Below are 20241 nucleotides of genomic sequence, written 5' to 3' on the forward strand. Positions count from 1 at the left end.
CTGAGTGAACACGACATCGCTCCCCGCACGGCCGCGTCGCGAGGCGGTACGGTGGGGCGTGAAGGATGCGGCTACGCGGTCCGAGGAGGGAGCCACCGATGATTCTGCTCCGTCGCCTGCTGGGTGACGTGCTGCGTCGGCAGCGCCAACGCCAGGGCCGTACTCTGCGCGAAGTCTCCTCGTCCGCCCGAGTCTCGCTCGGCTATCTCTCCGAGGTGGAGCGGGGGCAGAAGGAGGCTTCCTCCGAGCTGCTCTCCGCCATCTGCGACGCGCTGGACGTACGGATGTCCGAGCTCATGCGGGAAGTGAGCGACGAACTCGCCCTTGCCGAGCTGGCCCAGTCCGCTGCGGCCAGCGATACCGTGCCCACGCCGGTTCGCCCGATGCTGGGTTCCGTTTCGGTGACCGGTGTGCCACCGGAACGGGTGACGATCAAGGCGCCCGCCGCCGAGGCGGTGGACGTGGTCGCCGCGTGACGGCTCTGTGCGCGTGAACTGACGTAAGACGTCGTGAGGCCCCGGCCGGGGCGTCTCCGGGAGACCGGGGAGGCACCGGCCGGGGCCTTTCGTGTGCACCGGGCCGTGCGGAACCGGGGCGTCCCCGGAGGCATGAGCGAGGGGCGCTCGCGTTTGCCGGGGCGCTGCGCTCCGGTGAGGGTGGAGAACGGACCGAATTCCGGTCGACCGGCGCAAGGGAGTGGAAGGAGCGCCTCCGCGTGCCCCGGTGCGCCCTCCTGCGGGCGAGGGCGGCGTTCTAGCGTCGGGCTGGAGGTGGGCGCGTGGGTGCGACGGCGGGGCAGGTACTGCGCTGGGGCGCCGCCCTGGCGCTCGGAGCCTTGTGGTGGTGGGCAGTGCTCCGCCTGGTGCTGACGGACGGCGCGGGGGTGCTGGAGGCGGCGGTCGCGGCGGGCGGCTGGGGGCTGAGCGTGCTGCCGCTGCACTGCGTGGGGTCGCCGTCCGCGTCTCCGTCGCCGTCCGCGTCCCCTTCTCCGGGTTCTCCGGACCGCGCCGTCGACGGCCCCGGTGCGGGCCCGTCCGGTCCGGTGCTCGGGCTGCCCGCTGTGTGCGCCGACGGGGGTGAGCGGCTCGGGGGCGGGCGGTGCGGGGGTGAGGGGTTCGCCGCGCCCCGGGATCTCGGCGGCTCGGTGTGGGCCGAGGCCGACGGCTGGCCCTACGGGCACGGCGGGGGAGCGCCGTCCGCCGCGGGCGGGTGGCCGGCGGCCCGCGAGGGAGGCGGTCCGGCGGCCGGGGCCGGTGCGGGCCCAGGGCTGGAGCGGACGGAGGACGGCCCGGGGGGCCCGCCGGGGGACGGGCCCGGGGAGCTGTCCGGCTGAGTGCGCGGCCGCGGCGGTCCGCTGTGGCCGGTCCTCCGGGTGACGGCGCGTCAGCGGGGCGAGCGGTGGTAGCGGTCGCGCCACCGCTGCGGGGAACCCGGCGGCGGAGCGGGCCCGGCCTGGCAGGACGGACACCAGTACGTGGGACGTTCCTGGGAGCCGTCGCCCTGGTCGGCGACCCGCACCGAGGTGCCGCAGCGCAGACAGGGGCGGGGCGCACGGCCGTAGACGAACAGGTCCTGACCGCGCAGGCCCGTGGTCTGCCGGACCACGCGCTCGCGGTTGGCCTCCAGGAGCCGCCGGGCGAGGGCGGGCAGCTTCGCCGCGCGGTCGGCGGGCAGGGCGCCCACGGGCAGCCACGGTGTCACACCGAGCAGGAAGCACAGCTCGCTCTTGTAGACATTGCCGATCCCGGCGAGGTTGCGCTGGTCGAGCAGGGCCTCGCCGAGCGGGCGGGCCGGGTCGGCGAGGAGGTGCGACAGGGCCAGCTCGGGATCCCAGTCGGGGCCGAGCAGGTCCGGGCCGAGGTGACCGACGACACGGCCCTCCTCGGTGCTGCGCAGCAGCTCCAGCACGGGCAGCCGGTAGCCGACCGCAGACCGCTCGGCAGTGGCGAGGACGACGCGGATCTGGTGCCCGGGGCCGCCCTTCCAGCGCTCGCCGCCGCCGAACACCTTCCAGGCACCCTCCATCCGCAGATGCGAGTGCAGCGTCAGACCGCCCTCGAACCGGGTGAGCAGGTGCTTGCCACGGGCGATGGTCTCCAGCACCGTACGGCCGGACAGGTCGGCGGTGGCGTAGCGCGGCACCCGGAAGTCGCTGCGGACCAGCACCTGTCCCGCGAGCGCGTCGTGCAAACGCTTCGCGGCCTGCCAGACCGTGTCACCCTCGGGCATGCGTCAAGGGTGACACGGCGCCGGGTGTACGGCGCCGACGGCCCACGCCCGCGTCAGGCGCGCAGCCGCAGTCCGCGCGGGGTCGCGATGAAGCCCGCCGTCTCCAGCAGGGCGCCGAAGGGGGAGGTCAGGGCGGGAGCGCCGTTGATCCGCTCCACCGTGACGGTGCCGAGGGAGCCCGCGCGCGCCGCCGCGGCCAGTCCCTCGGCCGCCGCCGTCAGACGAGGGTCGTCGAGGGGCGCGGTGTCCGCGGTGTCCGGGCCGGCGGGCCACGCCAGCACGGTCTTGCCGCCGCGCTCCATGTACAGCGTCAGCTCGCCGTCCACGAGGACCACCAGGGAACCGGCCTTGCGTCCCGGCTTGTGCCCGGCACCGGTCGGCGGCTCGGGCCAGGGCAGGGCGGCGCCGTAGGCGTTCGCGGGGTCGGCGGCGGCGAGCACCACGGCGCGGGAGCCGGGGGTGTCCTGCCGCCCGCCGCCCCGTCGTCCGCCGGGACCCGGACCGTACGGGAAGGAGGGGCCGCCGCCTCTCCGGTCGCCGCCGCGCGGGCCGCCCACGCCGGGTGCGGCGAGATCGGCCGGGGAGACGTGGGCACCGGGGGAGAAGGGGGTGGGGGCGGAAGCGCCGGGGTCGGCGGGCGGCCAGTCGACATCGGTCGCCCAGTCGGGAGCGGACGTCCAGTCGGAGGCGGACGTCCGGTCGGGCACGGCGGTCGGGGAGCCGTCGGCGGGCGCCTGGCCGCCGGGGGCTCGCCCGGGTGCGACGGCGGGTGCCGGTGCGGCCGGGCCGAAGGAGTCCGGGACACCGTCCCCGGAACGGGCGCCGGGCAGTCCCTCGCCGCGCTCGCGGGCGTTCGCCACCGCGCGCAGCCGGTCGACGGCGCCGTCCATCGCGAACTGGGCGGCACCCAGGCCCTCGACCACGTATCCGCGGCGCGCCTGCCCGCTGTCCTCGAAGGCGGACAGGATCCGGTACACCGCCGAGAAGCCGCCCTCGACGCCCTCAGCGGCGACCGCGCCCCGGGTGACCACGCCGTGCCGGTCGAGCAGGGTGCGGGCCAGCGCGTGGGCGCGCACGGTCGGATCCGGCTCGTGGGCGGGCAGCAGCGACCAGCGGCCGGCCACGGTCGGCGGTCCGGTGCGCGAGGCGGTGCGGGCCGCCGTCAGGGAGCCGTAGCGCCCGCGCGGGACGGCCCGCTTGGCGCGGTGGGCGGTGGAACCGGCCGTACGGCCCGAGCCGAGCAGGGCGCGCATCGGGGCGAGGGTGTCGTTGGTGAGCCGGCCGGACCAGACGAGGTCCCAGAGCGCGTCGGCCAGTTCGGGGTCGGTGGCCTCCGGGTGGGTGGTGGCGCGGACCCGGTCGGCGATCTGGCGGAAGAACAGGCCGTACCCGCCCGAGAGGGCGTCCAGCACGGAGGCGTGCAGCGCGGTCTGCTCCAGCGGGTGCGGCGGCGGCAGGAGCAGCGGCGCCGCGTCCGCCAGGTACAGCGAGACCCAGCCGTCCTTGCCGGGCAGCGCCCCGGCGCCCGCCCACACCAGCTCACCCGCCGCGGTGAGCTCGTCGAGCATCGCCGGGGTGTAGTCGCCGACCCGGGACGGCAGGACGAGTCTTTCCAGGGCGGACGCCGGTACGGAGGCGCCCTGGAGCTGTTCGACCGCGCGGACCAGTCCGTCGGCGCCCCGCAGCCCGTGCCCCCTGCCGATGTGCTGCCACTGCGGCAGGAACTGGGCGAGCGCGGGCGGCGGGACCGGCTCCAGCTCGTGCCGCAGCGCGGCCAGCGAGCGGCGCCGCAGCCGCCGCAGCACCGTCGCGTCGCACCACTCCTGCCCGATGCCCGCCGGATGGAACTCGCCCTGGACCACCCGGCCCCCGGCGGCCAGCCGCTGCAACGCGCCCTCGGTGACCGCCGTCCCCAGACCGAAACGGGCCGCGGCGGTCGCCGAGGTGAACGGTCCGTGGGTGCGGGCGTACCGTGCGAGGAGGTCGCCCAGCGGATCCTTGACCGGCTCGGTGAAGGCCTCCGGGACGCCGACCGGCAGCGCCGTGCCCAGCGCGTCGCGCAGCCGCCCGGCGTCCTCGACCGCGGCCCACTGCGAGGTGCCCGCGATCCTGACCCGGATGGCGCGGCGCCGGGCGGCCAGCTCCTCGGCCCAGCCGGGCTCCGCGCCGCGCTCGGCCAGCTCCTCGGCGGTGAGCGGTCCGAGCAGCCGCAGCAGGTCCGCGACGCCCTCGATGTCCTTGATCCGGCGGTCCTCGGTCAGCCACTGCACCTCCCGCTCCAGCTCGGCCAGCACGTCGGCGTCCAGCAGCTCGCGCAGCTCCGCCTGGCCCAGCAGCTCGGCCAGCAGCCGGGAGTCCAGGGAGAGCGCGGCGGCGCGGCGCTCGGCCAGCGGGGAGTCGCCCTCGTACAGGAACTGGGCGACATAGCCGAAGAGCAGGGAACGGGCGAAGGGGGACGGCTCGGGGGTGGTCACCTCGACCAGCCGGACCTTGCGGGACTCGATGTCCCCCATCAGCTCGACCAGCCCCGGCACGTCGAAGACGTCCTGGAGGCATTCGCGGACGGCCTCCAGGACGATCGGGAACGAGCCGAACTCGCTCGCCACCTGGAGCAGCTGGGCGGCGCGCTGGCGCTGCTGCCACAGCGGGGTGCGCCGGCCCGGGTTGCGGCGGGGCAGCAGCAGCGCGCGGGCGGCGCACTCGCGGAAGCGGGCGGCGAACAGGGCCGAGCCGCCGACCTGGTCGGTGACGACCTGGTCGACCTCGCCCTTGTCGAAGGCGACGTCCGCCGCGCCCACCGGTGCCTGCTCGGCGTCGTACTCCGTACCGGCCTTCGACGGATCCTGGTCGAGCAGGTCCAGGTTCATGAGGTCGGCGTCGGGAAGGCGCAGCACGATGCCGTCGTCCGCGTGCATGACCTGCGCGTCCATGCCGTACCGCTCGGCCAGGCGGGCGCCGAGCGCCAGGGCCCACGGGGCGTGCACCTGGGCGCCGAAGGGGGAGTGCACGACGACCCGCCAGTCGCCCAGCTCGTCGCGGAAGCGCTCCACGACGATGGTCCGGTCGTCGGGGACATGGCCGCAGGCTTCGCGCTGCTCGGCCAGATACGACAGCACATTGTCCGCGGCCCACGCGTCGAGACCGGCGGCGAGCAGGCGCAGCCGCGCGTCCTCCTGCGGCAGCGAGCCGACCTCGCGCAGGAACGCGCCGACCGCGCGGCCCAGCTCCAGCGGGCGGCCCAGCTGGTCGCCCTTCCAGAAGGGCAGCCGGCCCGGCACGCCCGGCGCGGGCGAGACCAGCACCCGGTCGCGGGTGATGTCCTCGATGCGCCAGGAACTCGTGCCCAGGGTGAAGACGTCGCCCACCCGGGACTCGTAGACCATCTCCTCGTCCAGCTCACCGACCCGGCCGCCGCCCTTCTTGGGGTCGGAACCGGCGAGGAAGACACCGAAGAGGCCGCGGTCGGGGATCGTGCCGCCGGAGGTGACGGCGAGGCGCTGCGCGCCGGGCCGGCCGGTGACGGTGCCCGCGACCCGGTCCCACACCACGCGCGGGCGCAGCTCGGCGAACGCGTCCGAGGGATAGCGCCCGGCGAGCATGTCGAGCACGGCGGTGAACGCCGACTCGGGCAGCGAGGCGAACGGCGCCGCCCGGCGCACCACGGCCAGCAGGTCGTCGACCTGCCAGGTGTCCAGGGCCGTCATCGCGACGAGCTGCTGGGCGAGGACGTCCAGCGGGTTGGCGGGCACCCTCAGGGACTCGATGGCACCGGTGCGCATCCGCTCGGTCACCACCGCGGCCTGCACCAGGTCGCCGCGGTACTTCGGGAAGACCACGCCGGTGGAGACGGCGCCCACCTGGTGCCCCGCGCGGCCCACACGCTGGAGCCCGGAGGCGACGGACGGCGGCGACTCGACCTGCACGACCAGGTCGACGGCGCCCATGTCGATGCCCAGCTCCAGGCTGGAGGTGGCGACCACCGCCGGGAGGCGGCCCGCCTTCAGGTCCTCCTCGACCAGGGCGCGCTGCTCCTTGGAGACCGAGCCGTGGTGGGCGCGGGCGATCACCGGGGGCGCGCCCTGGGCCGCGCCCGAGCCGCCCATCAGCTCGGCCGGGGAGTGGTGCTCGTCCAGGGGCTCGCCGGTCGCCCGCTCGTAGGCGATCTCGTTGAGGCGGTTGCACAGGCGCTCGGCGAGGCGGCGGGAGTTGGCGAAGACGATGGTGGAGCGGTGCGCCTGCACCAGGTCGGTGATGCGCTCCTCCACATGCGGCCAGATCGAGGGGCGCTCCGCGCCGTCGTCGCCGTCGGCGGCCGGGGAGGCGCCCAGCTCGCCCAGGTCCTCCACCGGGACGACCACCGACAGGTCGAACTCCTTGCCGGACGCGGGCTGGACGATCTCCACCTTGCCGCGCGGGGACAGATAGCGGGCGATCTCGTCGACCGGGCGGACGGTCGCGGACAGCCCGATCCGGCGGGCCGGCTTCGGCAGCAGCTCGTCCAGGCGCTCCAGGGTCAGCGCGAGATGGGCGCCGCGCTTGGTGCCCGCCACGGCGTGCACCTCGTCCAGGATCACCGTCTCGACGCCGGTCAGCGCGTCGCGGGTGGCCGAGGTGAGCATCAGGAACAGCGACTCGGGGGTGGTGATCAGGATGTCCGGCGGGCGGGTGGACAGGGCGCGGCGCTCGGCGGGCGGGGTGTCGCCCGAGCGGATGCCGACCTTCACCTCGGGCTCGGGCAGCCCCAGCCGGACGGACTCCTGCCGGATACCGGTGAGCGGACTGCGCAGATTGCGCTCCACGTCGACGGCGAGCGCCTTGAGCGGGGAGACGTAGAGCACCCGGCAGCGCTTCTTCGGGTCGGCCGGCGGCGGTGTCGAGGCCAGCTGGTCCAGGGCGGCGAGGAAGGCGGCCAGCGTCTTGCCGGAACCGGTGGGGGCCACGACCAGCACGTCCGAGCCCGCGCCGATGGCCCGCCACGCGCCCGCCTGGGCCGCGGTGGGCGCGGAGAACGCCCCCGTGAACCAGCCGCGGGTCGCGGGGGAGAAGCCGTCGAGGGCCCGGTGTGCGTCGCTGACCATGCGTCCATCCTGCACCCGGCCACTGACAACGGGGTCCGACCTGCCCGGTGCGGCCGGAGGGCCCGCGGCGGCGGAGAATCGGCGTATGGCGGCATCCGGCGAGGAGCGGGCACGGCACTGGCGGTACGAGGAACTGCCCGGTGTCGATCTGCTGCGCGCCCGGTACGTCCGCAAGGAGTTCGTGCGCCACACGCACGAGCACTTCGTGATCGCCGCCATCGCGGAGGGCGTCGAGGTCTTCCACCACCGCGGGGCCGACCAGTACGCGGGTCCGGGCACCCTCGCGCTGGTCAATCCGGACACCCCGCACACGGGCCGGGCCGGTGTCCCCGAGGGCTGGCGGTACGGCGCCGTGTACCCCTCGCCCGACCTGGTGGCCGAGATCGCCGCCGAGACCACGACCCTGCGGGGGACACCGGGCTTCGTCAGCCCGGTCCTCGACGACCCCGGCGCCGCCCGTCTGGTGCACCAGGTGCTGCGCGCGGCCGACGAGGGCAACGCGCTCGCCGCCGACACCCTCCTGCGGGTCGCCGTGACCCGGCTGCTCCGGCGCAACGGCGGCGTGCTGCCGCAGCGGGCGGCCCGCACGGCGGGACACGGCCTCGCGGCACGCGCGCGTGCCGTGCTGGAGGACCGTATCGCCGAGCCGCCCACCCTGGAACGCCTGGCGGCGGACCTCGGGACGAGCCCGTTCGCACTGCTGCGCGCCTTCCGCAGCGCCTACGGGATGCCGCCGCACACCTGGCTGACCGACGCCCGGGTGCGCCGGGCCAGACGGCTGCTGGACGAGGGCACCGCGCCCGCCGCCACGGCCGCCGCCGTGGGCTTCACCGACCAGTCGCACCTCAGCAGGCACTTCTCCCGGATCGTGGGCGTGCCGCCCGGCGCGTACCAGCGGGAGCGCAAGAACGTACAAGACGCGCGGTCACGGCTGCTTCTACCGTCCGGGGTGTGGCAGAAGAGACAGCTCTCGCAGACACGCGCGCCGGGCGCGCAGGAGCGGCGGGCGCGGCAGGGGACGGCGGCGGGAAACCGGACGCCGCCGTCGTCCGGGACGCCCTCGGGGTCGGGGTCGCCGTCGGCCTTTCCGGGTTCGCCTTCGGGGTGACCTCGGCGGGCAGCGGCCTCACCCTCTGGCAGACCTGCGCGCTCAGCCTCCTGGTGTTCACCGGCGCCTCCCAGTTCGCGCTGGTCGGGGCGCTGGCCGCCGGGGGCAACCCGCTCACGGCCGCGGCCGGCGCCTTCTTCCTGGGGGTGCGCAACGCGTTCTACGGGCTGCGGCTGTCCCAGGTGCTGGCCCTGCCGCGCAGGAGCCGGCCGTTCGCCGCCCAGTGGGTCATCGACGAGACCACCGCCGTGGCGCTGGCGCAGCCCACCCGGCGCGCGGCGCGGATCGGCTTCACCGTCACCGGGGTCACCCTCTACGTGCTGTGGAACCTCACCACGCTGCTCGGCGCGCTCGGCGCCGAGGCCATCGGCGACACCGACGCCTGGGGCCTGGACGCGGCCGGGCCCGCCGTCTTCCTGGCGCTGCTCGCCCCCATGCTGCGGAGCACCACCGAGCGGACCGCCGCCGCGCTCGCGGTGCTCCTCGGGCTGGGGCTGCTGCCCGTCCTGCCGGCCGGGGTGCCCGTGCTCGCCGCCGCCTTCGCCGCGCCGGCCGTGCTGTACCTGGAGGGCCGCCGCCGGGGCGGCACCCGGGACGACGTACAGGACGACGTACGGGACGGTGCCCCGGACCCTGTGCGGGACGAGACCCGGGACGTACGCGCCGAGGCACAACGGGACACGGCGCGAGAAGACAAGACGCGAGAAGACCAGACGCCAGAAGAAGAGGCAGACCGGTGAACACCTGGACCGCGGTCGTAGCGACCGCACTCGGCTGCTACGCCGTCAAGCTGGCCGGGCTGCTCGTCCCGGCGGGTGCCCTGGAACGGCCGCTGGTGCGACGGCTCGCCGCGCTGCTCCCGGTGGCCCTGCTCGCCGCCCTCACCGCCCAGCAGACGTTCGCCGACGGGCGCGTGCTCGTCCTGGACGCCAGGGCGGCCGGTCTCGCGGCGGCCGCCGTGGCGCTGGTGCTGCGGGCGCCCTTCCTGCTCGTCGTCGCGGCGGCCGTGGCGGTGACGGCCGGGGTGCGGGCCCTGGGCGGCTGAGCGCACTTCCTTCGGGAGGACCGCCCGCGGCGGACGCTCAGCCGATGACGCGGCCGTACGCCCTCAGGGTGAGCAGCGCCTCGATCGTCACCATGGGCCGCGCCTCCAGCACGGCCGCCGGGGACCAGGGGCGCCGGGTGACCGGCCAGCCGCCGTCCTCCTGCTGCCCGTCCGCGAGGAAGTCCAGCGAGCGGGCCATCTCCTCGTCGGTGAACCACGCGCGCGCCAGCGAGCCGGGCGTGCGCGCGAAGTCGTGCGGGAAGTGCTGCGGGAAGTCGTGCGGGAAGCGGTGCTCGCCGGGCGTGTGGCCGGGGGCGACCGGCCGGTCCTCCCGGCGGTCCGGGTCCAGGACCGCCAGCCGCCGCTCGCGGACCAGGCGGCCCAGCCGGTCGGCGGCGGCACGCGCGCGCGTGCGGTCCGGCACATGGTCCAGGAAGGCGACGGCGGCCCGCACCTCGTACGGGTGGGACGCCTCCAGCGACTCGATCCGCTGCCAGCAGAAGTCGCCCGCCCGGAACAGCCACGCGTGCCACACCTCGTTGCGGTGCAGCAGACCGACCACCGGCCCGGTGGCCAGGAGGTCGCCCGGCGGATCGTCCGGCACCGGCACGAAGGGCGCCGTGGGATAGCCGCGCTGGGCGGGACGGACCGCGGGCAGCGCGCCGTCCGGGGTGGAGACGGAGGTCAGATAGCGGCACACGCGCTCCACCCGGCGGCCACCGCAGCGCCCGGCCCGGTCCAGGACACGGAGCGCGAGCGCGGTGTGCAACGGCTGGCTGACCGGTCCCCGCAGATCCGGCTCCAGGGCGTGGCCGTACCCGCCGTCGTCGTTGCCGTAGGCGTCCAGCGCGCTCTCCACCGGGTCGGCGGCGCCGTTCAGGAAGAGGTGCGCGAAGAGCCGCTGCTCCAGCACGCGCGCGGTGAGCCACACGAAGTGCTCGGCGCGGAAGAGCGGGGAGGCCGCCGAGGGCGGCGCGGGAGCGGGGGAAGATCGTGTCTCGGCCATGGATCAGACCGTAAGGCGCCCCGCGGCCCCGGCAGGCGCTCCCGGGCCGGTCTCACTCCCAGGGGCTGGATACTGGGGGCATGCGGTTGACGGTCTTCTGGGAGCGGATGGCGGAGCACTTCGGTGCCGGGTACGCCGAAACCTTCGCACGCGATCACGTGATGTCCGAGCTGGACGGGCGCACGGTGCAGGAGGCACTGGCGGCCGGCTGGGACGCCAAGGACGTCTGGCGCGTGGTCTGCCAGGTGATGGACGTCCCGGGGGAACGCCGGTGACCGGGCACCGCGCGCACCGGGCTGTGCGGGACTGTCGGTGGCATCGGCGACACTTGCACCGTGGCACCCACTGACGAGTCCGGGCCGACGGCCCCGCACACCGCCCCGACCGGTACGACACCGCCCGCCCGGCCGCCCGCCGCGGGCGCTGCCGGGCCGGGCGCCCGCATGCCGCGCTGGCTGCCGCGCGCCATGGTGCTCGCCCTCGCGCTGGTCGCCGCCTTCCAGTTCGGCAGCTGGGCCTTCCACCAGGTGACCGGCCTGCTGATCAACGTCCTCATAGCGTTCTTCCTGGCGCTCGCCATCGAGCCCGCGGTCAGCCGTATGGCGGCGCGCGGCATGCGCCGGGGCTTCGCGACCTTCCTGGTCTTCCTGGGGCTGACGATCGCCACGGCGGGCTTCGTCACCCTGCTCGGGTCCATGCTCGCCGGGCAGATCATCAAGATGATCGAGAGCTTCCCGGAGTATCTGGACTCGGTCATCCACTGGATCAACACCACGTTCCACACCGAGCTGCGGCGTGTCGACATCCAGGAGGGGCTCCTGCACTCCGACTGGCTGCGCAAGTACGCGCAGAACAGCGCCGCCGGTGTGCTCGACGTCTCCGCCCAGGTGCTCGGCGGGCTGTTCCGGATCCTGACGGTCGCGCTGTTCTCGTTCTACTTCGCGGCCGACGGACCCCGGCTGCGCCGTGCCCTGTGCTCGGTGCTGCCGCCCGCCCGCCAGGCCGAGGTGCTGCGCGCGTGGGAGATCGCCGTCGACAAGACCGGCGGCTATCTGTACTCGCGCAGCCTGATGGCGCTCGTCTCGGGAATCGCCCACTACATCCTGCTCCAGGCCCTCGGCGTTCCGTACGCGCCCGTGCTCGGTGTGTGGGTGGGCCTGGTGTCGCAGTTCATCCCCACCATCGGCACCTACCTCGCGGGCGCCCTGCCCATGCTGATCGCGTTCACCGTCAACCCGTGGTACGCGCTGTGGGTGCTGGCGTTCGTCGTGGTCTACCAGCAGTTCGAGAACTACATGCTGCAGCCCAAGCTGACCGCGAAGACCGTCGACATCCACCCAGCCGTCGCCTTCGGCTCGGTCATCGCGGGCACCGCCCTGCTCGGCGCCGTCGGCGCGCTGATCGCCATCCCGGCGGTCGCCACGCTCCAGGCGTTCCTCGGGGCGTACGTGAAGCGGTACGACGTCACCGACGACCCCCGCGTCCAGGGCCACCGCACCCGGGTCCCGGCGCCGGGCGCGCTCGCGCGCATACGGCGTCTGGTGCGGCAGCCGGCGGCCGGACCGGACACCGCCGAGGACGGATCCGGGACGGCGGCGGCCACCCGTGGTGTCGTGGTGGCGGAGGAGGGCTCCGCCGCGGAGTGAGCCGGAGCCGTGGCGCCGGGGCGTTCTGCCGCTCACAGGCGCACGGCCGCCCAGATCCCGGCACCGGCCACCGCGGCCGCGTAGCAGCCGACCGCCGCGGCCACGATCCGCCGGCGCGTCCGCTCGGCCCAGGAGGTGCGGGACAGCAGCAGGGCCAGCGCGGGCAGTACCAGCACCGCGTGCAGACCGACCCCGTGCAGCGGCTTGAGCGGAGCCGTCGAGTGGTACGCCGCCTCCTGGTGCCCCGTCCGGGTGAGCACCACTCCGCGCGCGATCATCGCCGCGCCCGAGGCGAGCGCGACGAGCAGCACCGCGAACCCGGAGCGCAGCGCGAGCGGCATCCCGGCGGGCCCCGCCGGACGGTGCCGGAAGGACGCGACGGCGAACACGGTCAGCAGGACCACGAGCACCCCGCCGCCCACGGCGAGCGTCATCGACACCGCCGTGTCGAAGGGCGTCTCCATGTTCAGGTGCGAGGGCACCCGGCGCCATGTCTGGAGGGTGATGCCGCCCACCTCGACGACGCAGTCGGCGGCGAGGACGGCGAGCAGCGCGGTGCGCCGCCGGTCCGCCACACGCAGGTACGACGTCACCCAGGTGAGCGCGGTCAGCGTCAGCCCGAAGGACAGTCCGAAGGTGATGGGCTTGCGCCAGGACACGGGCCCGTCCCACGGGCCGCCGTCGACCGCGAGAACCAGCACGTGGACGAGGCCCGACACGACGAGGAGGAGCCCCGTGATGTGGCACAGCCGTTCGACGGGGCGCAGTGCGCGGGCGTGCGCGGCCAGGGACGGGGCGGACGGGCGCGACGGGGGAGCGGAGACTGCCATGGCACCAGCCTCCCGACCGGGCCCCGCCCCGGCGTCGTCCGCGTGAAGGCACCTCCCGTACGCCGCGCGGAGTAGGCCCCGCTCACTCAGGGGTTCCCGCGCATACGCTCCGACCTGGGGTTTTCGCTCCTGCCCGAAGAGCATGGCGGAGCCGGTGCGCCGCCCGGCACGCTGAGGAAGGGCCGGAGTCCTCGGCCCGGCCGGTCACAGGACCGTGCGCGAAGCACCTTCAAAGCACCTTCATTCGGAGCACCTTCAAGGGGGAAGAACCATGGCACTGCGCGAACTGGCGGCGACCGTGCTCGCCACCGGAGCACTGCTGGGCGGATCACTGGCGGGGGCGGCGGCGTCCTCCGCCGCCGAACAGCCCGCTCCCGCCCGAGCCCAGCTGAGCTGTCCGTACTACTCCGTCTGCGGCCAGGCCGCCAACGGCAGCTGGTTCCAGTACACCACCTGCAACTTCACCTTCCAGCTGCCCAACCTGGTCGGCTCCGGACCGCTCGTCAACAACCAGACGCCCGGCACGGTGGCGAAGTTCTACGACAAGAACCACAAGCTCCTGTTCACCTCCAAGGCGTACCAGTCACGCACGGTCAACTGGACCCCGGTCTGGTACGTCGTCGCCTGCTGAGACGGCACGACGGCCACGGCCCACCGGGCCTTCCCTCCGCAACCGGCACCGCATCCGCGTCCGGGCCCGGAGGGGGGCCCTTCGCCGTCCCCGGGAGCACCGGTCAGCCGAGATAGTGCGCGCGTCCCTCGTTACCGCCGATCGTCCCAGGACGGTGATCAGGACGGGGATCACGCCGAGGGTCAGGAGGGGGGCCGGTGCGGTCACCGGTCCGGTGCCGGACGCAGGTCGAGGATCATGTCGAGGGACCGCGTGCCGTCGGCCCCGGTGAACGGGCCGACAGTCCGGAAGCCCTGCTTCTCGTAGTAGCGGATGGCGCGCGCGTTGTCGGCGAGGACGCCGCCCCACAGGATGATCCTCTTCCTGCCGAAGCGCCTGACGGCGTCCGCGACGAGCGGGAAGACGCGTGTCCCGACGCCCCGGCCCTGGCCGTCGTCGGCCAGGGTCGGGCCGAAGCGGCAGTCCGTCGCCGTCAGAGGGACGCCGGCCGCGCGGTAGCGGGCGATGTCCGAGGGGTGGAGATCGAGGCTGATCTCCAGGAGGCCGGCGATCCTGCCGGACGGCACCTCGGCGAGCACCAGCCTGAGCTTGTCGTACCGGGCGATCGCGTCGCACAGCTCCCGGGCGGCCGCGAGGTCGTACCCGTCGAAGGCGCTCAGCCGCCGGGTCTCGGCGGACAGCCCCGCGAGGAAGGCCGCCACGCCGTCCGCGTCGGCGTGCGTGAGCGGGCGCAGGAAGACCTCCGAGCCGTCGGCCAGACCCCCCTGTGCGTCAGGAGGGCGGCCCGCGTGCCGGGCGCGGGACCGGGCGGCTTCGTCGAGAGCGGAGTACGCCCGGGACGCGGATCGGTGACGGTCCGTCCGGAGGGAGGTGTTCCGTGTGACCGTACGGGCATGCGTGAACCTGTCGGCATGCGGTCCTCCAGCGTGAACAGCGCCTTCACTTCGGGCTGTCTCCTGCTGCTCGTCCTGGTGGCGGATGTGGCGGCCGGTCTCCTGAGCCTCGTCCTGCTCGTGGCGCGTGGGATGAGCCGGGGCACGGACTCCGCGCGGACAGCGGCCGGCCCACCGCCCGCGGACTGGGCACCCGTGCTGTGCTTCGGCGCGCTGAGCCTGGCCGTCGGTGTGACGGGTGCCGTGCTGCTGCGGCTCGGACACCGGGGTCTCGGGACGGTTCAACTGGTGCTCTGCCTCGTCCCGGCGGCCTGGGCGCTGAGCGCCTGGCCCTGACCGGGGTGCCGCGTGGTGCGCTTGACACGAAAATCGAACATCCATTCTTATGGAGGCTCCGGCGGGGCGCAGCCGAGGGGGTTTCGCCCGAGTATGCGGTAGTTGGCCCCCTGGTTATCCACAGGCCGGACGTGCGTCGAGGCGCATTGTCAGTGGCAGGCGTTAGCGTCTTTGACGTGAAGCGATCGACTCAAGCAAATCGGGTGGAACCCATGGCAGGAACCGACCGCGAGAAGGCGCTCGACGCCGCGCTCGCACAGATTGAACGGCAATTCGGCAAGGGCGCGGTCATGCGCATGGGCGAGCGGTCGATGGAGCCCATCGAGGTCATCCCGACCGGGTCGACCGCGCTCGACGTGGCCCTCGGCGTCGGCGGGCTGCCGCGCGGCCGAGTCGTGGAGATCTACGGCCCGGAGTCCTCCGGCAAGACGACCCTGACCCTGCACGCCGTGGCCAACGCGCAGAGGGCCGGCGGCCAGGTCGCCTTCGTGGACGCGGAGCACGCCCTCGACCCCGAGTACGCGAAGAAGCTCGGCGTCGACATCGACAACCTCATCCTCTCCCAGCCGGACAACGGCGAGCAGGCGCTGGAGATCGTGGACATGCTGGTCCGCTCCGGCGCGCTCGACCTCATCGTCATCGACTCGGTCGCGGCCCTCGTGCCGCGCGCGGAGATCGAGGGCGAGATGGGCGACTCGCACGTGGGTCTCCAGGCCCGCCTGATGAGCCAGGCCCTGCGCAAGATCACCAGCGCGCTCAACCAGTCCAAGACCACCGCGATCTTCATCAACCAGCTGCGCGAGAAGATCGGCGTGATGTTCGGCTCCCCCGAGACCACGACCGGTGGCCGCGCGCTGAAGTTCTACGCCTCCGTGCGCATCGACATCCGCCGCATCGAGACCCTGAAGGACGGCACCGAGGCGGTCGGCAACCGCACCCGCTGCAAGGTCGTCAAGAACAAGGTCGCGCCGCCCTTCAAGCAGGCGGAGTTCGACATCCTCTACGGCCAGGGCATCAGCCGCGAGGGCGGCCTGATCGACATGGGCGTGGAGCACGGCTTCGTCCGCAAGGCCGGCGCCTGGTACACGTACGAGGGCGACCAGCTCGGCCAGGGCAAGGAGAACGCCCGCAACTTCCTGAAGGACAACCCCGACCTGGCCAACGAGATCGAGAAGAAGATCAAGGTCAAGCTGGGCGTCGGCGTGCGTCCGGAGGAGCCCGCCGCCGAGCCTGCCGCGGACGCCGCCGCCCCCGCCGCCTCGGGCGACGCGGCCAAGACGGTGCCGGCCCCGGCGACCGCCAAGGCCACCAAGCCCAAGGCCGCCGCAGCCAAGAGCTGATCCGTGACACGGCGAACGGACTGGCCCGAGTACTCCGGACACGAGGACGGGTACGCCGGACACGCGCACACGGCTTCCGGTGCCCCACGGGGGAGGGGCACCGGGGACCGCTCCGGCACCGGCGCGGTCCCGGTCCCGGATCCGGACCCGGGCCTTCGGGCGGACGACGGGCCGTACGAGCCGTACGGCCTGTACGGACCGGACACGGAGGGCGGCAACGGACCGGACACGGACGGCGGAGACGGGCAGGGCACCGCGACCGGCTCCCGTACAGGGGGCGCACGCCGGGGCGGTTCGCGTGACGGCGGGCCGTACGGCGGGCGCGGGCGTCGCCGGAGGGGTTCCGGCGGGACGCCCGTGGCGGACGGAGACATCTCCTCGCCGAGGGCCGAACAGGGGGAGTCTCCGGGGGACCCGGTGGAGCGGGCGCGGGCGATCTGCCTGCGCCAGCTCACCGGGACCCCGCGCACCCGCAGACAGCTGGCGGACGCCCTGCGCAAGCGGGAGATCCCGGACGAGGTGGCCGAGGAGGTGCTGTCCCGCTTCGAGGAGGTGGGGCTGATCGACGACGGCGCGTTCGCGGACGCCTGGGTGGAGTCGCGGCACCACGGACGTGGACTGGCCCGCCGCGCGCTCGCCCAGGAGCTGCGCACCAAGGGCGTCGACACGGCACTGATCGACGAGGCCGTCGGACGGCTCGACGCCGAGCAGGAGGAGGCCACCGCCCGCGAGCTGATCGCCCGCAAGCTGCGCTCCACCCGGGGCCTCGACCGCGACAAGCGGCTGCGCAGGCTGGCCGGCATGCTCGCCCGCAAGGGCTACTCCCAGGGCCTGGCCCTGCGGCTGGTGCGGCAGGCCCTGGAGGAGGAGGGCGAGGACACCGGGTTCCTGGAGGACGGCGACTGACGCCTTCCCGGGGGACGAGGCGTGGTGCCTACGCCTCGCGCGCCCCCGCAGGCACGGACGGCGCCGACGGTGCCGCCACGGGGAGCCCGGCCGCCCGCCACGCCTGGAACCCGCCGATCAGATCGGTCGCCCGGCGCAGGCCGAGCTGGTGCAGGGAGACGGCCGCGAGACTCGACGCATAGCCCTCGTTGCAGATGACGACGATCCGCAGATCGTGACCGGTGGCCTCGGGCAGGCGGTGGCTGCCCCGGGGGTCGAGCCGCCACTCCAGCTCGTTGCGTTCGACGACGACGGCGCCCGGGATCAGCCCGTCCCGCTCCCGCAGCGCGGCGTACCGGATGTCGACCAGCAGGCCGTCGCCCGCGCGGGCGACGTCGTACGCCTCCCGCGGCCCGACGCGCACATAGTCCCGGCGCACCCGCTCCAGCAGCTCGTCGATCCCGGCCGGCGGTTCTTCCCCCGGGCCGTTCACGCGGTCCGTGTCCGTCCCGCTCACGTGGCTCAGGTCCGTACCGCTCATGTGGTTCAGGTCGTTCACGTCGCTGCCGGTCCTCTCGTGCGGTACGGACGGCTCACTGCCAGTCCTCGGGGCGCTCGACCTGCTCCAGCCGCAGGGTCTGCCCGGCGCGGCTGTAGCGGCGGATCCGCGGCAGCGGCGGGTAGTAGGCGTGCACAGAGACAGCGTGCACGGCAGCGGACTCGTTGCGCACCTCGTGGACGTGGTGGCGGCCGAAGGCGCGGCCCCGGCCGACGGGCAGCCGCCGCTCCCGGTCCACGCCCTCGGTGAGTTCCAGGGTCTGCCAGCCGTCGGTGGGCAGCCGGGCGGCGAGCGAGCTCTCCGCCAGTTCACCGGCGGCGGTGACGAAGGCGCCGATCGAGTCGGCGTGGTCGTGCCAGCCCGTGCCGGTGCCGGGCGGCCAGCCGATCAGCCAGGCCTCACTGCCCCCGGGCCCGTCCAGACGGATCCAGGTGCGGCCCTCGGGATCGAGCGGCAGCGAGGCGATCAGCTCCGTGTCGGCGGCGGCGCGCCGGACGAAGTCGAGCAGCTCCGCCTCGGTGGGCGGAGCGGTGGAAGCGGTGGAGGAGCGCGGGGCAGGGGAGGCGGGGGCGGGAGCGGCGGAAGCCGACGCGGAGGCAGCGGAGGCAGAAGCAGACACGGGTACCGTCCTGGAGAGCGTTCGCGGAGCGCGCGCGGCGGCACCCATGAGCATGAGCATGAGTGCGGAACGGAACAGCACGACGGACACGGCTGCGGCGCGCGCGGAAAAAGGAGAGGCGAATTCAGCAGGACGGACGACACACGCAGCCCGCATAGCGGACGAGGTCCATATGGACCCTCCGCCACAGGCGCACATCGGTGTCGGTCACGATCGGGAGTACACCATGAGGGCCGGAGACGGTCAACTCACCGTCACCATCCGGACGGCGGTGACGATGAGTGCCCGAGCGGCGCGTTGCGCGTGACCGCGTGCGGTCAGCGCGCGCCCGCCTCGGCGTGCGCCTCCGTCGCCGCCGTCCCGCCGAGGGCGGCCTCGGCCGCCGAGTAGAGGTCGGCCGGGCGCACCCCGCTCAGGGCGGTGACCAGGTGCCCGTCCGGCCGCACCAGCAGCACGGTGTGGGGGGCCGCGCCCGGATAGCTCTCGGCGACCAGCAGCTCGGCCGGATGCGGCAGCGCGGTCACCGCGGCGGCCAGCCGGGGCATGATCCCGGCGCTGACCCAGTGCCGGCGCTCCCACACCCCCGTACCCGGCGCGACCAGCACCACCAGCAGCACACCGCGGCCCAGCCGGTCCCGCAGCGGGACGAACGAGCCGTCCTCCGCCGTCACCACCACGTCCTCCACCGGTGCTCCGACGGGCGTGTCCAGAGGTGCCTCCGCGTCGAAGGGCCCGGGGGCGAGCGGCGAGTCGGCGTACGTCCCCGGCGCGCCCAATGCGCCGCGCCCCAGGTGGCCCTCGATGAGCGCCATGTCGTGCCCGCGCGCGGCCCCGGGGACGTACGAGCGCAGCCCGCCGCCGCGCAGCACCGGCAGCAGTTGGTCGGCGGCGCGCAGCCGGGCGGCGACCACCGCGCGCCGCTCGCTCTGATAGCTGTCGAGCAGGGCCTCGTGCGGGCCGTGATGCCAGGTCAGGGCCAGTTTCCAGGCGAGGTTGTCGGCGTCCCGCAGACCCTCGTCGAGTCCCTGCGTGCCGAACGCGCCGAGCAGATGCGCCGCGTCCCCGGCGAGGAACACGCGCCCGTTGCGCCAGCGCCGGGCCACCCGGTGGTGGACCGTGTGCACCCCGGTGTCCAGGAGTTCGTAGGCCGGTGCGCTCTCGCCGGTCCAGCCGGTGAGGGTCTCGCGGATGCGGGCGATCAGCAGTTCGGGGGTGATCAGGTCCTTGCCGGGCGGCAGCAGCCAGTCCAGCCGCCACACGTCGTCCGGCAGCGGGCGCGCGGTGATCTCCCCGGCGAAGGGGCCGGAGGTGCGCCAGGGGGGCGTGCGATGGAGGAACGCTTCCTCGGGCCGGGGCAGTCCGGTGCGCAGGGCGGCCACGGCGTACCGCTCGACGGCGGTGCGGCCGGGGAAGCGGATATCCTGGAGCTTGCGCACGGTCGAGCGCGGTCCGTCGCAGCCGACGAGATGGCTGCCGCGCCACCAGGTGCCGTCCGGGCCGCGGGTGTGGGCGCTCACGCCCGCCGCCTCCTGCTCCAGGGCGTCGAGGCGGCTGTCGGTGGCCAGTTCGATCAGCGGTTCGCGGGCCACGGCGGCGCGCAGGGCGCCGGTCAGGACGTGCTGGGCGATGTGCAGCGGCGCCGGTTCGGTCTCGCCGAAGGCGACCTCGGCCGTCACCTGTTTGCGCCGCATCGACCACCATCCGGCCCAGCGCAGCCCGGCCCGGCCGAGCGGGGCACCGGCCAGCCGCTCCACGAGGGCCGCGGTGTCCTCGCGCAGGACGACGGTGCGCGCGGCCCGCGCCGGGTCGGTGCCCGGGGTCTCGTCGAGGACGACGGACGGCACCTCCTGACGCGCCAGCGCCAGGGCGAGCGTGAGCCCGACGGGCCCCGCTCCGACGACGATCACCGGATCCACGGCGCGGCGCCCCCTGCCCGCAGCGGTGTCCTGACGGACAGACGTGAACAGACGGTTGGAGCAGGGTGCACGATCACAGAACGTATGCAACCTATTGCCGGTGCTTGCGTCAAGTGACGG

General features: G+C 74.5%; 20 protein-coding genes. 11 read left to right on the forward strand and 9 right to left on the reverse strand.

Features of this window, described 5'->3' with window-relative positions:
* The first annotated feature begins 98 nt into the window (after nt 1–98).
* Both R4Z62_RS25155 and R4Z62_RS25160 read left to right on the forward strand, forming a co-directional pair.
* A complete protein-coding gene (locus R4Z62_RS25155) occupies nt 99–476 on the forward strand; it encodes a helix-turn-helix domain-containing protein (protein ID WP_064535585.1) in 378 nt (125 codons plus the stop codon).
* A gap of 302 nt (nt 477–778) precedes the next feature.
* Nucleotides 779–1333: a hypothetical protein gene (locus R4Z62_RS25160; RefSeq protein ID WP_491520948.1), complete on the forward strand. Its 555-nt coding sequence runs from the start codon at nt 779–781 to the stop codon at nt 1331–1333.
* Nucleotides 1334–1383: 50 nt separating this feature from the next.
* Here R4Z62_RS25160 and R4Z62_RS25165 read toward each other — a convergent pair whose 3' ends face one another.
* Nucleotides 1384–2229 carry an Fpg/Nei family DNA glycosylase gene (locus tag R4Z62_RS25165; RefSeq protein ID WP_491520949.1) on the reverse strand — a complete coding sequence of 282 codons (846 nt, stop codon included), beginning with the start codon at nt 2227–2229 and terminating at the stop codon, nt 1384–1386.
* A gap of 53 nt (nt 2230–2282) precedes the next feature.
* Nucleotides 2283–7307 (reverse strand): ATP-dependent helicase, encoded by a 5025-nt coding sequence (locus tag R4Z62_RS25170; RefSeq protein WP_491520950.1) that lies wholly within the window; start codon nt 7305–7307, stop codon nt 2283–2285.
* 85 nt (nt 7308–7392) lie between these two features.
* Between R4Z62_RS25170 and R4Z62_RS25175 the strand changes: the two genes are divergently transcribed.
* The 3 genes from R4Z62_RS25175 to R4Z62_RS25185 are packed head-to-tail and all read left to right on the forward strand — an operon-like array spanning nt 7393 to nt 9460.
* On the forward strand, nt 7393–8415 hold the full coding sequence (locus R4Z62_RS25175) for an AraC family transcriptional regulator (RefSeq protein ID WP_064535589.1): 1023 nt from the start codon (nt 7393–7395) through the stop codon (nt 8413–8415).
* Nucleotides 8412–9155 (forward strand): AzlC family ABC transporter permease, encoded by a 744-nt coding sequence (locus R4Z62_RS25180; RefSeq protein WP_491520951.1) that lies wholly within the window; start codon nt 8412–8414, stop codon nt 9153–9155. Before R4Z62_RS25175 ends, R4Z62_RS25180 begins: the two co-directional genes overlap by 4 nt.
* Nucleotides 9152–9460: an AzlD domain-containing protein gene (locus R4Z62_RS25185; protein WP_018564729.1), complete on the forward strand. Its 309-nt coding sequence runs from the start codon at nt 9152–9154 to the stop codon at nt 9458–9460. Before R4Z62_RS25180 ends, R4Z62_RS25185 begins: the two co-directional genes overlap by 4 nt.
* 37 nt (nt 9461–9497) lie before the next feature.
* Here the strand turns inward: R4Z62_RS25185 and R4Z62_RS25190 are convergent, their stop codons facing one another.
* Nucleotides 9498–10466 carry a hypothetical protein gene (locus R4Z62_RS25190; RefSeq protein ID WP_491520952.1) on the reverse strand — a complete coding sequence of 323 codons (969 nt, stop codon included), beginning with the start codon at nt 10464–10466 and terminating at the stop codon, nt 9498–9500.
* 80 nt (nt 10467–10546) lie between these two features.
* Between R4Z62_RS25190 and R4Z62_RS25195 the strand changes: the two genes are divergently transcribed.
* Both R4Z62_RS25195 and R4Z62_RS25200 read left to right on the forward strand, forming a co-directional pair.
* Nucleotides 10547–10741 (forward strand): DUF3046 domain-containing protein, encoded by a 195-nt coding sequence (locus R4Z62_RS25195; protein ID WP_018564727.1) that lies wholly within the window; start codon nt 10547–10549, stop codon nt 10739–10741.
* A gap of 60 nt (nt 10742–10801) precedes the next feature.
* Entirely contained in the window at nt 10802–12112 is a 1311-nt protein-coding gene (locus R4Z62_RS25200) for an AI-2E family transporter (RefSeq protein WP_491520953.1), read from the forward strand.
* Between the two features lie 32 nt (nt 12113–12144).
* Here the strand turns inward: R4Z62_RS25200 and R4Z62_RS25205 are convergent, their stop codons facing one another.
* Nucleotides 12145–12942, reverse strand: a complete 798-nt coding sequence (locus R4Z62_RS25205) for a hypothetical protein (RefSeq protein ID WP_491520954.1) — start codon at nt 12940–12942, stop codon at nt 12145–12147.
* Nucleotides 12943–13213: 271 nt separating this feature from the next.
* On the opposite strand from R4Z62_RS25205, the gene R4Z62_RS25210 reads away from it, so the two are divergent.
* Complete coding sequence (locus R4Z62_RS25210; RefSeq protein WP_491520955.1) at nt 13214–13573, forward strand: hypothetical protein; 360 nt, start codon at nt 13214–13216, stop codon at nt 13571–13573.
* Between the two features lie 203 nt (nt 13574–13776).
* Here R4Z62_RS25210 and R4Z62_RS25215 read toward each other — a convergent pair whose 3' ends face one another.
* Nucleotides 13777–14274 carry a GNAT family N-acetyltransferase gene (locus R4Z62_RS25215; protein WP_491520956.1) on the reverse strand — a complete coding sequence of 166 codons (498 nt, stop codon included), beginning with the start codon at nt 14272–14274 and terminating at the stop codon, nt 13777–13779.
* Nucleotides 14275–14466: 192 nt separating this feature from the next.
* Between R4Z62_RS25215 and R4Z62_RS25220 the strand changes: the two genes are divergently transcribed.
* From R4Z62_RS25220 to recX, 3 genes are all read left to right on the forward strand, one after another.
* Nucleotides 14467–14802 carry an inner-membrane translocator gene (locus R4Z62_RS25220; RefSeq protein ID WP_491520957.1) on the forward strand — a complete coding sequence of 112 codons (336 nt, stop codon included), beginning with the start codon at nt 14467–14469 and terminating at the stop codon, nt 14800–14802.
* Nucleotides 14803–15014: 212 nt separating this feature from the next.
* The gene (gene recA, locus R4Z62_RS25225; RefSeq protein WP_064535595.1) at nt 15015–16142 is read left to right on the forward strand and encodes a recombinase RecA; all 1128 of its coding nucleotides are present in this window, start codon (nt 15015–15017) and stop codon (nt 16140–16142) included.
* 3 nt (nt 16143–16145) lie between these two features.
* The gene (gene recX, locus R4Z62_RS25230) at nt 16146–17048 is read left to right on the forward strand and encodes a recombination regulator RecX (protein ID WP_491520958.1); all 903 of its coding nucleotides are present in this window, start codon (nt 16146–16148) and stop codon (nt 17046–17048) included.
* 28 nt (nt 17049–17076) lie between these two features.
* Here the strand turns inward: recX and R4Z62_RS25235 are convergent, their stop codons facing one another.
* The 4 genes from R4Z62_RS25235 to R4Z62_RS25250 all read right to left on the reverse strand — a co-directional run bounded on the left by R4Z62_RS25235 (nt 17077) and on the right by R4Z62_RS25250 (nt 20121).
* Nucleotides 17077–17568 carry a rhodanese-like domain-containing protein gene (locus R4Z62_RS25235; RefSeq protein WP_491521924.1) on the reverse strand — a complete coding sequence of 164 codons (492 nt, stop codon included), beginning with the start codon at nt 17566–17568 and terminating at the stop codon, nt 17077–17079.
* Between the two features lie 52 nt (nt 17569–17620).
* A complete protein-coding gene (locus R4Z62_RS25240) occupies nt 17621–18253 on the reverse strand; it encodes a cupin domain-containing protein (protein ID WP_491520959.1) in 633 nt (210 codons plus the stop codon).
* 76 nt (nt 18254–18329) lie between these two features.
* Nucleotides 18330–18416, reverse strand: a complete 87-nt coding sequence (locus R4Z62_RS25245; RefSeq protein ID WP_311605579.1) for a putative leader peptide — start codon at nt 18414–18416, stop codon at nt 18330–18332.
* Between the two features lie 106 nt (nt 18417–18522).
* Entirely contained in the window at nt 18523–20121 is a 1599-nt protein-coding gene (locus R4Z62_RS25250; protein ID WP_355480079.1) for an FAD-dependent monooxygenase, read from the reverse strand.
* Between the last annotated feature and the right edge of the window lie 120 nt (nt 20122–20241).

The organism is Streptomyces sp. PL-25 (assembly GCF_058344915.1).

What these genes read in the sequence shown, in the direction of transcription:
- R4Z62_RS25195 (WP_018564727.1), top strand. Translation starts at nt 10,547, where the DNA reads ATGCGGTTGACGGTCTTCTGGGAGCGGATGGCGGAGCACTTCGGTGCC.
- R4Z62_RS25165 (WP_491520949.1), bottom strand. Translation starts at nt 2,229, where the DNA reads ATGCCCGAGGGTGACACGGTCTGGCAGGCCGCGAAGCGTTTGCACGAC.
- recA (WP_064535595.1), top strand. Translation starts at nt 15,015, where the DNA reads ATGGCAGGAACCGACCGCGAGAAGGCGCTCGACGCCGCGCTCGCACAG.
- R4Z62_RS25175 (WP_064535589.1), top strand. Translation starts at nt 7,393, where the DNA reads ATGGCGGCATCCGGCGAGGAGCGGGCACGGCACTGGCGGTACGAGGAA.
- R4Z62_RS25240 (WP_491520959.1), bottom strand. Translation starts at nt 18,253, where the DNA reads ATGGGTGCCGCCGCGCGCGCTCCGCGAACGCTCTCCAGGACGGTACCC.
- R4Z62_RS25210 (WP_491520955.1), top strand. Translation starts at nt 13,214, where the DNA reads ATGGCACTGCGCGAACTGGCGGCGACCGTGCTCGCCACCGGAGCACTG.
- R4Z62_RS25170 (WP_491520950.1), bottom strand. Translation starts at nt 7,307, where the DNA reads ATGGTCAGCGACGCACACCGGGCCCTCGACGGCTTCTCCCCCGCGACC.
- R4Z62_RS25155 (WP_064535585.1), top strand. Translation starts at nt 99, where the DNA reads ATGATTCTGCTCCGTCGCCTGCTGGGTGACGTGCTGCGTCGGCAGCGC.
- R4Z62_RS25190 (WP_491520952.1), bottom strand. Translation starts at nt 10,466, where the DNA reads ATGGCCGAGACACGATCTTCCCCCGCTCCCGCGCCGCCCTCGGCGGCC.
- R4Z62_RS25205 (WP_491520954.1), bottom strand. Translation starts at nt 12,942, where the DNA reads ATGGCAGTCTCCGCTCCCCCGTCGCGCCCGTCCGCCCCGTCCCTGGCC.
- R4Z62_RS25235 (WP_491521924.1), bottom strand. Translation starts at nt 17,568, where the DNA reads ATGAGCGGTACGGACCTGAGCCACGTGAGCGGGACGGACACGGACCGC.
- R4Z62_RS25220 (WP_491520957.1), top strand. Translation starts at nt 14,467, where the DNA reads ATGCGTGAACCTGTCGGCATGCGGTCCTCCAGCGTGAACAGCGCCTTC.